The sequence below is a fragment of the Paraburkholderia sp. J8-2 genome, from assembly GCF_905220195.1.
In the GTDB taxonomy this organism is placed as follows: domain Bacteria; phylum Pseudomonadota; class Gammaproteobacteria; order Burkholderiales; family Burkholderiaceae; genus Paraburkholderia.
The window spans coordinates 39,785-52,687 of sequence record NZ_CAJMZA010000030.1 but is presented as its reverse complement, the minus strand read 5'-3'; the positions used below and the strand labels follow the sequence as shown (position 1 = coordinate 52,687).

Here is a 12,903-nt window from a genome sequence, read left to right as displayed (position 1 = left end):
GCGATGGACCAGCACTCCAGCGCGGGTCGACAGCGCTGATAGTAATGACGGAATTCGCCGGGCGGAATCATACGCTTGTATAGCGGGTGTGATTATTTACAACACCGGCAACCATGCGTGTGCTTGCTGGAGAGAACGCTGCGCGGTGCGCGTAGTGAGCGTGCAGGCCGCGCAGGTTACCGGTGATTCATTTCGAGTCATTTCGGAATGGAAAGTTATTTTGCCGTGGCGCCGGACGCGCGAGGCAGCGCAAGACTCGTCAACGCGCCGATGCCGCACAGCGCGGCCACATAGAGCTCGGGGGCGGACGGGTTCCACTTCAGCATCAGCGAAACCAGAACGGGCGTGAGGCCGCCAAATACCGCGTAGGCCACGTTGTACGAGAACGAGATGCCGGAAAAGCGCACGGCGGCCGGAAAGGCGTTGACCATTGCCACAGGAATTGCCGCAACCGCGCCGACAAAAAAACCTGCTACGGCATAGAGCGGCAGCAGCGCGCCCGGATCGACGGCAAGATGCCGGAGCATCGCGAAGTACGATGCGCCGAGCAGCAGGCATCCAACGAAGATCGTGCGCCGCGTGCCGATGCGGCCCGCAATCGATCCCGCCACCACGCAGCCGATAGTCAGGCAGAACGTTGCCGCCGAATTCGCCTGTAGCGCGGTGGCGGCGTCGATATGAAAGCGCTTCGCCACGAGCGTGGGTGTCATCAGGATCACGACGACGATCGCGGCGGTGAGCGTCCACGTGAGCAGCATCGAGACGACCACAGCGCGGCCGTGCTTGCGCAGCACGGTCTTGAGCGGCACTTCGGTGGCGAGCGAGCGGCGTGCCTTCATCTCGACGAATACCGGCGTTTCGTTGAGCCAGCGCCGCAAGAAGGCCGCGAGAATGCCAAACAGGCCGCCAGTGACGAAGGGAATGCGCCATGCGTAGGCGGCGATTTCCGCCTGCGAATAATGATGATTGATGCCTGAGGCGAGCAACGAGCCGAGCAGGATGCCGAGCGTCAGGCCACCGGTGAGCAGGCCGCACGCATAGCCGACATAGCGAGGCGGCACGTGCTCGGAAACGAAGACCCATGCGCCCGGCACCTCGCCGCCCACGGCGGCGCCTTGCAGCACGCGGCACAACAACAGCAGGACAGGCGCGGCAATGCCGATGGCATCGTAGGTCGGCAGCAGCCCCATGAGGAGCGTGGGCAGCGCCATCAACATCACGCTCAGCGTGAACATGCGCTTGCGCCCGACCAGGTCGCCGAAATGCGCGAGGATCACGCCGCCGAGTGGCCGCGCGAGGTAGCCTGCCGCGAAAATGCCGAACGTCTGCAGTTGGCGCAGCCAGTCGGGAATCGCGGGAGGAAAGAACAATTGGCCGATGGCGGCGGCGAAAAATACGTAGATGACGAAATCATAGAACTCGAGTGCGCCGCCAAGCGCGGCTAATGTGAGCGTGCGGTGATCGCTACCCGCCAGCGGGCGGTGCGGCACGAAGGGAATTTGAGGCGAATTGAGGGAATTCATCGGCGAGGCCAGGTTGGGTTGATGGAGGGCACGTTCGGTGCGCGCGGGCGCAATGGGTGAGCGATGAACCGACCTCGGCTCCGATAACGTCCCAGGCCATCAAAACACCTGAGCGATTCGCGCTATTCCCGCCGCGGGGCAGGCGGAGTTGGCGCTTTGGGTCGTGTACAAAAGACAGAGAAGCGCATCGAGCGAGCGCGCGTTGTTGCGCGACGGCGCAGTGCAGGTTGATGGAGTGGAAGTGCAGCGGGACATTGCGTTTCAAAACGCCTGCACCGAGCGCGTCGGGCTGCATGTGCCCGAACAGGGCACGCTCAATGTCGTTGCGCTAGCAACTATCGGAAATAGTGCAAAAGGCTGGGATGTCGAGCGCGCGACGTTGTTATCGGCAACTTCGCGACACAGGCTCATTGAAGGCGACCGCATCCGGCATGGCGGACAGATCGAAGTGACTTCGCTGATCGGGCAGGGGACGTGCTTGAGGTTTCACTACCGTAAGGCAAGGGCAAGTGCGCCGACTTGCTGCCTTGATCGCAGGCGGATGGCCCGCCTGGGTGCTGGAGCGGGAGACGAGTCTCGAACTCGCGACCTCAACCTTGGCAAGGTTGCGCTCTACCAACTGAGCTACTCCCGCATGTCTGGCTCCCCGACCTGGGCTCGAACCAGGGACCTACGGATTAACAGTCCGGCGCTCTACCGACTGAGCTATCGGGGAATCAAGGAGGCCGGATTGTACAGGAGATTTTTCGAAGTTGCAGCTTTTTCCTGACAAATTTCAACAAGGGCCTTTGCTGGCAATTAAGGTAGAAATCTAACGGTTTATGGTGTATTACCTACTCGCGGAGAAGGTTTGGCCCGCTCGTGGCTCTATTGCGCAATGGAAGTCTGGATCTACCCATGGGGCCACAGCTTGACTATCGTAGACGGCATCTCAAACCCAACCGTAGAGGAAGCACAACGATGTCCCTCGCCGATGCCGTTAACGAATCCTCCGCCGACACCAGCGCGGCACCTTCGCAACGCACGCGCGTGCGCCGGGTCGCGCAACGCGCGCACTACGACGCGGCAACGTTGCATGCGATTCTTGACGAAGCCTACGTCTGCCACGTGGCGTTCGCCGACGAGCACGGCGTGCATTGCATTCCCACCGCATGCTGGCGCGAGGGCGATCATCTCTACATTCACGGTTCGAACGGCAGCCGCATGTTGCGCCTCGCAGCCGAAGGCGCCCAGGTTTGCGTGACCGTTACGCATCTGGATGGGCTCGTGCTAGCGCGCTCGGCGTTCAATCATTCGATGAACTATCGTTCCGCGGTGATCTACGGCGTATTCGAGGTGGTGGCCCATGAGCACAAGGCTGCCGTGCTGGACGCCTTCATGGAGCACATTGCGCCGGGGCGCAGGCATGAAGTGCGCGCGGGCAATAGCAAGGAGCTGGCGGCGACCACGGTCATGCGCATTGCACTCGCGGAGTCCGTGACGAAGATCCGCGCGGGCGGCCCGAAGGACGACGAGGAGGACATGGACCGGCCCGTCTGGGCAGGCGTGCTGCCACTCACGCTCGCACCGTTGCCGCCCGAGGCCGACACGGCAACGCCGGAGCGCGAGGCGCCCGCGTATGTGAAGGCCTGGGCAACGTGACGGCCAGGACAAACGGGAAGCGCGCGGTCGCGCTCAGTAGATGGCGGACCAGAGCATGCTGGCAATGGCGAGGGCGTAGATCACCGCCGTGATGATGGCCGCTACGCGTAGCGGCCGGCCAACTGTCGAAGTGCTGGTGATAATGACGAGGCTTATCCCGATGCCGATCAGGGCGAGCACGAGGAGCCGCGGCAGAAGACTCCAGCCATCCAGCCCAACCTTGAAGATCGACCAGATCACGGCAGCGGCGAACATGGCGAAATACCACCAGAGTCCCGCGGAGCGGTTCCAAAGCATGAGGATGCCGGCGCCGATCAATGCAACGCCGGCAACGAAGTAGTAAGGCGCGTGGCCCATCCAGGGGATCCACCCGCCCAGCACGGCGAACGCTGCGCCGACGAGGATGATCCATTCTGCCGTCTCGGCAGGAGAGGTCCAGCGGCGGTAAGACATAAAAGTCCCCCAAAATGCAGAAAAGCCGGGCTTTGCAGCGGGCATGGCTGCAGTCTGAATCTGACTGCGCGGCCTGACCAGGCGGCCCGACCAGGTGGCTCATCGATGAAGAACCTGAGAGCAAAGTCCCTGGTCGAGCGTAAGCAGCCCCTGTGCCCAGGTCAAGGGAGATAAGCCCTTGAATTTGTAAGCACTTCGCAACGCATTCACATTTAGGTTTCTCGCGCGAAAGAAATACGCATCGACGACATGGGCGATAGTCGACATTACCGGGTCGCGGCGATTTACCCGGCAAGAGTTGCGACGCAGGTCACATGTGTGAAGCGGCGTGCGTCAACATGACTTCCGCTTCCTGTCGAGCGAATCGGGTCGCTACGTCGCTATATCCGGGTGCTTATAACGTGGAGCACCCCGCGAATGCAGCACTGTCCCAGCGGTCCATATCGCCCGTAGCGCTTTCGATCTGAGAAATGCTTGGTTCCTTCGTGCGCGTCATACCGATAGCCTGCGTACTTCGCCAGCGCGAATATTCAGTGTGGCAGCGCAAGGGCAACAAAAGAAGAAGGAAACTCAATAATGAAAAGCAGCATCTGGGGCGCAGTGCCAGGCGCACTGTTGACGGCACTTCTGGTCGTGGCATCGACCGCCGCGCATGCGGATCGTCTGGACGATATCAAGCGCGCGGGCGTATTGCGCGTGGCTGCATTCGACAGCAACCCGCCGTTCGGTTTCGTCGATCAGAAAGACAATCAGATCGTCGGGCTCGACGTGGACTACGCGCGCGCCATGGCCAATAGCCTTGGCGTGAAGCTCGAAATCCAACCCACCAACCCCGCCAATCGCATTGCGTTTCTGAAGTCGGGCAAGGTCGATCTGGTCTTCGCCAACTTTACGATTACCGACGATCGCAAGTAGGAGGTGGATTTCAGCACCCCGTATTTTGCTTCCGGCACCCAGTTCATTGCGAAGAAGGGCGTGCTGACGTCTGCGGAACAGATCAATGGCCTGCGCATTGGCGCAGACAAAGGCACGACCAACGAACAGCAGGTGCGCGCGAAATTCCCGAGCGCAACGATCGTCGCCTACGACGACACGCCTTTCGCTTTCGCCGCGCTGCGCACGGGCAACGTGCAAGCCATTACGCAGGATGGTCCGAAACTCGTCGCGCTGCTTGCACGCGCGCCGGACAAGGCGAACTATGAGATTTCCCCGTTCACGATCTCGAACGATTACGAAGGCGTTGGCGTGCCCAAAGGCGAAACGCGTTTGCTCGATGCGGTGAACAGCACGCTGACGCACCTGGAAACCGACGGCGAAGCCGCGCAGATTTATGACAAGTGGTTCGGCCCGAAGAGTGCGGCGCCGTTGCCCCGTCTCTTCAAGATCGGCGATCCGCAAAAGAACAGTTGAGCGCCGCGGTTGATTCATGCATAACTGGCTTGAACCGAAGTATCTTGCGTGGCTCGAACAGGGTTTCTTCGTTACGTTGATGCTCTCCGCCTGCGCGGCGTCGTTCGCGACGCCGCTGGGTTTTTTGCTGGCGGTCGCGCGCAGCGCCCCTACCCGTGCAATTGCGCGGGTGGCGGCGCTTTACGTGTTCGTCTTCCGCAATTCGCCGCTGCTCGTTCAACTGCTGTTCTGGTATTTCGGCGCCGCGGCTGTGTTGCCGTCCGGATTGATGGACTGGCTTAACACGCCGCACCTGGCAACGTTCGGGCCGCTCACGCTGCGCTGGCCGAGTTTCGAACTGTTCGCGGGCTGGGTCGGACTGACCTGCTACACCACGGCGTTCATCGGCGAAGAGTTCCTGGCCGGCATGCGCGGCGTGAACCCCGCACAGTGGCATGCCGCTGCGGCGCTCGGCATGGGCCGTTACGCGACCCTGCGCTATGTGATCCTCCCTCAGGCGTTGCGCATTGCGACGCCGCCGCTCGCCGGCCAATACATGAACGTGATAAAAAACTCGTCGCTGACGATGGCGATTGGCGTTGGGGAGCTGTCGTATATGTCGCGTCAGGTCGATACGGAAAGCTTCAGGACGTTTCAGGCATTCGGCACGGCCACTATGTTCTATGTGCTGGCTATCGCGGTGATCGAGGTCGCGCTGGTGTTGTGGCAACGCGCCGGTCTGCGCGGTTTGCAGCGAGGCCGCGCGTGAACGGATTCGAGTGGCTGCCTGCGTTGCGCTACCTGATGCTCGGCGCGTTTCCGGCTGGACCGCTGGGCGGCATTGCGCTGACGATCGCGCTCTCCGTGATATCCGCGCTGCTCGCGGCGTTGATCGGACTCGCGCTTGGCGTTGCGCTCGCCATGACGCGAGGCACCGTGCGTCTCGCACTGACCGCCGGCGTCGCGTTCTTTCGCGCGATACCTGTGCTCATGCTGATTTTCTGGACTTTCTTCCTGATGCCGATCCTGCTGCACGTCGACGTTCCGGGCCTCGCGACCGTTGTGTGTGCGCTGGCACTGATTGGCGGCGCGTATCTGTCGCATTCGGTTTATGCGGGCATCACGTCGATCAGCGAAGGGCAGCGGCAGGCCGCGCTTTCGCTTGGCTTGACGCGCTGGCAGGCATTACGCGAAGTCATCCTGCCGCAAGCGGTGCGCGTGATGATGCCGTCGTTCGTCAATCAGTGGGTGGCGTTGATCAAGGATACGTCGCTCGCCTATATCGTCGGCGTGCCGGAATTCACGTTCCTCGCCAATCAACTCAATAACCGGCTGCTGGTGTATCCGGCGCAGATCTTCCTGTTCGTCGGGCTCGTTTATCTGCTGCTGTGCGGTGCGCTGCAGTGGGGGGCCAATGCGCTGCTCGTGCGGCGCAAGCTGCCGGGACTGCATGGGCGTAAAGGCGCGCCATTGTAGTTCGCCGGGTTCAAGGCGCTCGCCCTATGAGGGGTGAGGAGGGCGGCACGCCAAGCTCCCGATCCAAAACTCAACGATTCCGACGGCGCGGAAAGCCTACGGTCAGCGCCTTTTCTGCTATCCGTAAATTTCAGTTTAATTGATACGTAAGCGCGGCGAACTAGAATACGAAAACCACTTAGGATAACAAATAATAATCCTGTCCGATGCATGCTCAACGGTCAGGCCATCGCCGGACTACTCAGGTCTTTTCTCCCCATCGTTGTGAATGCAGTGAATGGCGAATACGCCGAGGGAGGCTACCGTGAACGTCCAGACCACGCAGCAGTGGGCTATTCCAGACCCGCGTCTTTTTACGCATTTCCCGATTAAAATTGCGGCGCAAATAATGGCAGCCGCACTGTATCTCACTGCGGGTTGTGCTTTTGCTGCCTGCGAAAAAGAGGCCGCGGCAATGTGCTCACAAGGTGATCCGCGCTGTCTTGATGGCGCAGCAAAATCGGTTGAGCAAGCAGCCAACGACTGCAAAACTCCGGAAGGGCGAATTCAAAGCGCCTCCTTGTGGCAGGCAACGCCAGGCTTCTTCGACAACGCACCGCACGAGCACGAGTTCTGGCGATGCGTGGCCAGGCTATGTGACCCGCCGCAAGCCCCCGGGCAATAGCGTCAAGCGTGGTTTTGCGGTTGCGCTGACAGAAGTCGCTTGTCGGCGCTGGCGCTTCCATGTCGCGCAATGGTGCAGGTCATCCGTCGAGTTCGCTCAGGAAGGAGAGCAGCAACCGGTTCACTTCCTCGGCGCGCTCGCGCTGCAGCCAGTGGCCTGCGCCTTCCAGCACGTGAGCGCCGCGCAAACCCGGCAGCACTTGCGGCAACGCGGCGACACGCTGCTGCATGCCGGGAAACCTGAGTACATCGTCCCGCGAGCCGCCAATGAAGAGTGAAGGCTGACGAATTGGGCAGCCATACCAGGGGGCGAGCAATTCCGCGCTCCGGCGGATCGCGCGGTACCAGTTCAATCCGCCACGGAAGCCGGTGCGCCGGAACTCACCGACGACATAGTCGAGGTCGTCCTGAAGAAGCCAGTCCGGCAAGACGTCGGGGTCCACGGTGTTATCGAGGAGGCCGGCGCCCGGCGCGAGGATGCCTGCGACCATGCGGCCCGGGCCGTCGCCCGACATGCTGAACGTGACGCGGCGTAGGGTCGCTTCGACATCGGCTTGAAGTTCCTCCTCGGCCACACCCTCTCGCTGAAAGTACTGCATGTAGAAGGTCGTCACACCCTGCCGTTCGAGTGCCGTCAGCAGGTCGATTTTCGCGGGCGGGACATACGGTACGCTCAGGCCGACGACGGCGCGGAAGACATCGGGCCGTAGCAACGCACTGTTCCAGGCTGCAGGCGCTCCCCAGTCGTGGCCGACGATCACCGCCGTATCGGCACCAAGGACGCGGACCAGTTCCACCATGTCGCCTGCGTGGTGCAGCATCGTGTACTGTGCAGGGTCCGCCGGCGCGTCGGTGCCGCCGTAGCCGCGCATGTCCGGCGCCGCGGCGCGATAGCCAGCGTCCGCGACCGCAGCCATCTGCGCGCGCCAGGATACCCACGACTCCGGAAATCCGTGGCAAAACACCACGAGTGGCCCAGCGCCCTGCAGCGCGACACGCATGCGGATGGCACCGACCTGTAGCGTTTCGAGTTGCAGCTCGCGGGGGCCGCTCACGCTGCCTCCGCTGTTGCCAGCAATTGCCCAATGCACTGCGCCGCATCCGAAGCTTTGGCCCCGACGGTCTTGAGAAGGTCCTGCACGGCAGCGTCCAACTCCACACCTTTGAGAATCACAACCTGCCCGTTGAGGCGACACTGTCTGAGCCAGGCGCTCAAGTCGGGGTTCTGCTGCCAGTGCGCGGCATTGGCGAGCGTCGGCAGCCACATCCGTAGGTAATCGATCGGCAGTTCGGGCACGGGCACGGGCATGCACATCGCGTTCTGTTCCTGCAGATTATCCATGTGCGCCTCGACCCAGGCGATCACGCTGCCCGAGAAGAGCGGCTGGCACCAGCGGACCATCAGGAGGTTGATGGCTTCTTCCTGGAACACCGGTACGCCCGGCAATGGCTGGATCGCGCAGGCCGTGCAGTCGATGTACAGTGTGTCAGGATCGGCGCTGAGTTCGCCTTTCTCCAGCACGATGCGCGACGGCTCGATTGCGCGCACACGGCCCAGCCGAACGATTTCACCAACCTTGCGCAACTGGGCCATCTCGCCTCGCGAAACGAGTGCGCAGCGGTAGGTCGTGGGTTCGATGGCCGGGTCGATCCGCATGAGCGCGCCGCCCGCTTCGAGTCGCCGGAACAGGTCGGGGACGTCGCGTGCGTCGCGGATCGCATCGAATTGCACCACGCTGTTCTCGAAATAACGCCGCCAGCCGGTCGGGCCGGGCTGCATGTTGGCACGATCCATCACCCATGCGTCGCGCGGCATGATCCAGCGGATGCGCTCGTGCGGCACACCGTTCTCGATCAGCCAGATGCACGCATCCATGCCGGTCTTGCCGGAGCCGACGACGGTATAGCACGAGTACGGCCGCGTAACCTTCGGCAATTCGTTGCAGGCAATGCACTGCACACCCGCGGCCAAGCTGTATTTTGGCGGGTGAGTGGACGGCACCTCGGTTTTCGCATGCGTGGCATTCACCCATTTGCGCCGCGCGCGCACCTCGTGCTCGGCGCCGGTCAGCAGCGAGCGGAAGCGGTGCGTGCGGCCTTCGCTCGCGAAGTGATCGCATTTCGGGAACCACTGCACGCGGCCAGAGGGCATGAAGCGCTGTTTCATTACCTGCTCAAAATGCGCGAGCACCTCGGCTCCCGAGGAAAGCCCAAGCATCCCTTCGTTAAAGCCCGTCGCTTCATGCGACCAGTCGCTCAGTTCACGCGAGGCCACGCCATACCAGGCAGACGGCTGGTGCAGCCGCACGTACGAATAAGTGTCGTTCCAATGGCCGCCGGGACGGTGGTGGCGATCCACCATCACGACTCGCGCATCGGGCGACTCGGTGAGCAGCGTGTCGACGAATGCCATGGCGGTAGCGCCCGTTCCTGTCACGAAGTAGTCGGACTCGATGCATGCCATGTCACTCTCCTAAATGGGAGACATTGATGTGAATTTCCGCGCCAGAGGCTTTCCGCCGGCTGTCAACCGACTTGGTCAAACAGCTGGGACGCAACGGGCGTTCGACGTAAGGGTGGGAAAACTGGGCCGCGGGCTTCTCGAGCGTTCAACGAGAGAGCGTTTGAATTTTTAAAGTCTCGGGATGCTCATCCAAAGTAGAATTGCGCCAACGCATTCGTCAAGGTTTCCTAACGATATCTGTTATCGAATGAGGTCGCTGCATTGCGCGCAGCGATCTTCGCAAAATGGAAAGTCCTTGGGATGGTTATAACGCCTTATACGGTTGCCGGGGTGCCGGGGTTACATCGTGTCTGTACGCTACCGCACACACTTTTGATGGGCACGGCGCCGGGCTCGTTACTGCGAGTCGCCATATCTGGAGACACGTGACTGGTTCTCCGCGCGGCGGTTCGGTCTCGCCTCAGACATGGCCCTCGGCACCTTTCCCGCATACAAGAGAACCGTCTCAGCAGTTTCCTTTCTTGGCCTGTCCGGGCGGACAGAACCCGTTGCCAGGACCGCCTTGCGGCGGCGGGGCCACGGCGGGTTCGCCCGGCACGTACACGGCACACCCGGCCAGTGTGCCGGAAGCAATCGCCAAAGCGATGATGATTCTTTTCATGACCGTCCCCCGAAGAGAAGAGGCGATTCGCCCCTTCGTTATTCCTGCCGTTATCAGAAAGTGAAATTCACGCTGGTCTGACTGCCGCTCGTCACGTTGACGGCCGTCGATTGCGTGGTGCCGGAAGCCGCATCCGCTTCGATTGTGTACTGGCCCGCCGCTGAGGTCACCGCGGTCAGGCTAACGGGCAGTGTTCCGTTATAGGCGCCGGCCATCGGCGCCGCAACGGGCAGGCTCGTTGTATAGACGCCCGTGTCCAGGTTGGCATTCGCCGCTGCGATTTCGTAGACGCCCGCTGATGTGGTCTGAATCGCACGCACACTGGCATCCGCCGACACCGTGACGGTGCCGCTCACGGTATTCATCGCCGAGGCGGGAAGCGCAATGGGTTGGCCTGCCGTTGACACGTGGGTCGTAGCGCCTACGACGACAGGCACTGACGAAATGATCCCCGTTGTCTCGTTGGGTTGCACGATCACGATATCGTAGTTGCCGTTGGTCGAACTCTGGACCAGCGTCGAAAACACGAAGTGGCCTGTGCTGTCCGCCACCGTGCCGCTCACCACCTTGCCGTTCTGCTCGGCATACACCGTAGCGCCAGCTTCGGCCGCTGCGACGTTGCCATCAATCAAGCCTGTGACGGTCGTCGGCGTGGCGGTAATCACCGGCTTCAACGCATACGAGCCGTTGCCCTTCTGAACGACTGACTTGCAGGCGTTGAAGTCGAGCACGAGATCGACGGTCGAGTTCGCGGCCACGTCGAAGGGGCGAATGATCTTGAGGCCGCTTTGGGTTGCGCTTGGCGTCGCCAGTGGCTGTTCGTTGGTCGTTCCCGACACCACGACCGAATTGGCCACCGTGTTCCCCTGGTTCTGGGCAAGGACAAGCCGTACCTGCTGATATTGGCCCGCGGTCAGGGTTGCTTGACCGAGCGTCGCCATCGTGCCGTTCGTCAGCGAAAGTAGATCGATTTTCTGCGGGGCAGCGAGCGTGATGTTGGTCCATCCGCTGTCGTTGTCGCCGGCGCTCGAGCTTGCGTTAATGCCGACCTGGCTCACCGTTACGTAGACGTGGTCGAAGCCGCACGATGGGGCGTCGGTCATCTGGACGTTCACGGTGCCGGTCGGGTTGCCGCCGCTACTGTTACTGCTGCTGCCGCCTCCACCGCCGCAAGCCGTGAGAGCGGCCGCCCCGAAAACAGCGGCCATTAGTGTTTTATGCATGCCGTTCATATCAAGCACCTTTTGTTTTGTCCCTGGTGCGCGAAGCATACGCTCGACGGGTTGCAAGTTATCTTGCGACATTGAAACAATTGGTAATTTTTGTGCTCGCTGTTTAAAGTTCGTTGCGAGCCTTTGTACAGCACGAGACGTGTGCTCGAGATCCGTCGTCGCGACCCGCAACGACGGCCGACTGTCACGGCGAAGTCGCCGCGCGAAGAACGTACGCTCGTCGGTGGAGAATCGCTCGCCTGCGTCGGCGTCGAGATTCTGTCCGCCAATGCGGCCTCACACACCGTTGCCGTGTGCAGGTTCCGCCGAATCGACGCTTGCCACGTCTCCAACGCGTTCCTGCGGGCGATCGAGAATGCTGAAGCCATAGTCCGCGTTGAGCAGCGGAGTGACGGAATAACCGACCACTGCGGGACGGTACGCAACCGGACCTGTCGTGGCCGGCGCGCCACCCGCGGCGCCGTCCTGACCCGTGGCGCTCGATGGGCTGCCGTCCGTGCCGCCTGTACCACCCAGTCCAACGCCCAGGACAGTGGCGCCGTTACCGCCGTTCGCTCGAACTGAGCCGCTGCCCAATGCGAAGCTCCCTGCAACGGCCAGCATGATCGCGATGGAGATTCGGCTGCGCGAGAGGAGGAAAAGCTCACCTCGCTTGATGCCCCAGCCAGTTTCCACCGGCGGATATTGTTTCACTCCATTTCCCGATGCCGCCGCATTGACACCATTTCGCATTTCCGGAAACTCCAATTCGCTACCTCGTGCACGATTACTTACGTTAATTGCCTTAAAATTTTCGGCACGAAAGATATAAGAAGAATTGGTAATTTTTTTAGCGAAAAATGAGCTTGCGGCGGCTGCACAACAGTGCATGCGCAATGAATTATTGATTGGGGGATTTTCGAGCGCTTTGCTGTTCAGGCCCGTCACAGCAAGAGTGGCGGCCAACATCTGGTTCGCGGATCAGGCCACTTTGGCGGTGCCGGGCATGCGCGACTGGTTGGACGCATTCGTGGCCAGTCAATACCGCCGTTGAAGATGGGATTTAAGTTTTTAACTTCTTTTATCGTCCGGTGCACGCATGTTAAATGGAGTGAACAGCCAGACTAACGATCGTGCTAATTTAATCATAACTTTCGTTGCGCGAACAACTGACTATATTTAAAGATTGTCAATTCAAATTTACAGTGGGCAAATGTTTAGCGTTGTGAGGTGGCCCTATACTGCCAGTGGTCGCTGAATGACCCATTGCCGCTATTGCCCGCGATGTGGTTCGTGTGACGGCTTCGCGGCACTAAACGGCCGTCCGGCGAGTTCCTTGAATTGACGATCCGCTACGAAGCACCGGGTTTCCACCGTGCAGGACTGTGCAACATGTCGCGACAGGTGCAGACGCCATTGCCA

At 61.0% G+C, this 12,903-nt stretch carries 10 protein-coding genes, 2 tRNA genes and 1 pseudogene; 5 read left to right on the top strand and 8 right to left on the bottom strand.

Translation table 11 applies throughout. The features are described from left to right. Positions 1-215: 215 nt before the first annotated feature. The 3 genes from U5A52_RS35565 to U5A52_RS35555 form a co-directional block, all read right to left on the bottom strand. Positions 216-1,523 carry an MFS transporter gene (locus U5A52_RS35565; protein ID WP_321938660.1) on the bottom strand — a complete coding sequence of 436 codons (1,308 nt, stop codon included), beginning with the start codon at positions 1,521-1,523 and terminating at the stop codon, positions 216-218. A gap of 558 nt (positions 1,524-2,081) precedes the next feature. Continuing rightward, positions 2,082-2,157: transfer RNA gene (locus tag U5A52_RS35560), tRNA-Gly, on the bottom strand. Positions 2,158-2,162: 5 nt separating this feature from the next. Beyond that, positions 2,163-2,238: transfer RNA gene (locus U5A52_RS35555), tRNA-Asn, on the bottom strand. A gap of 182 nt (positions 2,239-2,420) precedes the next feature. On the opposite strand from U5A52_RS35555, the gene U5A52_RS35550 reads away from it, so the two are divergent. Beyond that, entirely contained in the window at positions 2,421-3,164 is a 744-nt protein-coding gene (locus tag U5A52_RS35550; protein ID WP_415774100.1) for a pyridoxamine 5'-phosphate oxidase family protein, read from the top strand. Between the two features lie 33 nt (positions 3,165-3,197). Here U5A52_RS35550 and U5A52_RS35545 read toward each other — a convergent pair whose 3' ends face one another. Then, positions 3,198-3,617 (bottom strand): hypothetical protein, encoded by a 420-nt coding sequence (locus tag U5A52_RS35545; protein WP_321938656.1) that lies wholly within the window; start codon positions 3,615-3,617, stop codon positions 3,198-3,200. A gap of 576 nt (positions 3,618-4,193) precedes the next feature. Between U5A52_RS35545 and U5A52_RS35540 the strand changes: the two are divergent. The 4 genes and pseudogenes from U5A52_RS35540 (at position 4,194) to U5A52_RS35525 (ending at position 7,146) form a co-directional block, all read left to right on the top strand. Next, positions 4,194-5,027: pseudogene (locus U5A52_RS35540) on the top strand (ABC transporter substrate-binding protein). Between the two features lie 16 nt (positions 5,028-5,043). Next, positions 5,044-5,775, top strand: coding sequence for an amino acid ABC transporter permease (locus tag U5A52_RS35535; protein WP_321916198.1), 732 nt, complete (start codon positions 5,044-5,046; stop codon positions 5,773-5,775). Next, positions 5,772-6,482: an amino acid ABC transporter permease gene (locus U5A52_RS35530; RefSeq protein WP_321938655.1), complete on the top strand. Its 711-nt coding sequence runs from the start codon at positions 5,772-5,774 to the stop codon at positions 6,480-6,482. Before U5A52_RS35535 ends, U5A52_RS35530 begins: the two co-directional genes overlap by 4 nt. Before the next feature lie 304 nt (positions 6,483-6,786). Continuing rightward, positions 6,787-7,146: a hypothetical protein gene (locus tag U5A52_RS35525; RefSeq protein WP_321916200.1), complete on the top strand. Its 360-nt coding sequence runs from the start codon at positions 6,787-6,789 to the stop codon at positions 7,144-7,146. Between the two features lie 79 nt (positions 7,147-7,225). Here the strand turns inward: U5A52_RS35525 and U5A52_RS35520 are convergent, their stop codons facing one another. From U5A52_RS35520 to U5A52_RS43390, 4 genes are all read right to left on the bottom strand, one after another. After that, on the bottom strand, positions 7,226-8,200 hold the full coding sequence (locus U5A52_RS35520; RefSeq protein WP_321916201.1) for an alpha/beta hydrolase: 975 nt from the start codon (positions 8,198-8,200) through the stop codon (positions 7,226-7,228). Then, positions 8,197-9,609 (bottom strand): hypothetical protein, encoded by a 1,413-nt coding sequence (locus U5A52_RS35515; protein ID WP_321938653.1) that lies wholly within the window; start codon positions 9,607-9,609, stop codon positions 8,197-8,199. Before U5A52_RS35515 ends, U5A52_RS35520 begins: the two co-directional genes overlap by 4 nt. A 714-nt stretch (positions 9,610-10,323) precedes the next feature. Further along, positions 10,324-11,502 (bottom strand): DUF4382 domain-containing protein, encoded by a 1,179-nt coding sequence (locus U5A52_RS35510; protein ID WP_321938694.1) that lies wholly within the window; start codon positions 11,500-11,502, stop codon positions 10,324-10,326. Positions 11,503-11,778: 276 nt separating this feature from the next. Next, complete coding sequence (locus tag U5A52_RS43390) at positions 11,779-12,450, bottom strand: hypothetical protein (protein ID WP_415774099.1); 672 nt, start codon at positions 12,448-12,450, stop codon at positions 11,779-11,781. Between the last annotated feature and the right edge of the window lie 453 nt (positions 12,451-12,903).

Excerpts from the sequence above, each read along its gene's own strand:
- U5A52_RS43390 (WP_415774099.1), bottom strand. The coding sequence starts at position 12,450 with ATGTTGGCCGCCACTCTTGCTGTGACGGGCCTGAACAGCAAAGCGCTC.
- U5A52_RS35515 (WP_321938653.1), bottom strand. The coding sequence starts at position 9,609 with ATGGCATGCATCGAGTCCGACTACTTCGTGACAGGAACGGGCGCTACC.
- U5A52_RS35550 (WP_415774100.1), top strand. The coding sequence starts at position 2,421 with ATGGGGCCACAGCTTGACTATCGTAGACGGCATCTCAAACCCAACCGT.
- U5A52_RS35510 (WP_321938694.1), bottom strand. The coding sequence starts at position 11,502 with ATGAACGGCATGCATAAAACACTAATGGCCGCTGTTTTCGGGGCGGCC.
- U5A52_RS35535 (WP_321916198.1), top strand. The coding sequence starts at position 5,044 with ATGCATAACTGGCTTGAACCGAAGTATCTTGCGTGGCTCGAACAGGGT.
- U5A52_RS35545 (WP_321938656.1), bottom strand. The coding sequence starts at position 3,617 with ATGTCTTACCGCCGCTGGACCTCTCCTGCCGAGACGGCAGAATGGATC.
- U5A52_RS35565 (WP_321938660.1), bottom strand. The coding sequence starts at position 1,523 with ATGAATTCCCTCAATTCGCCTCAAATTCCCTTCGTGCCGCACCGCCCG.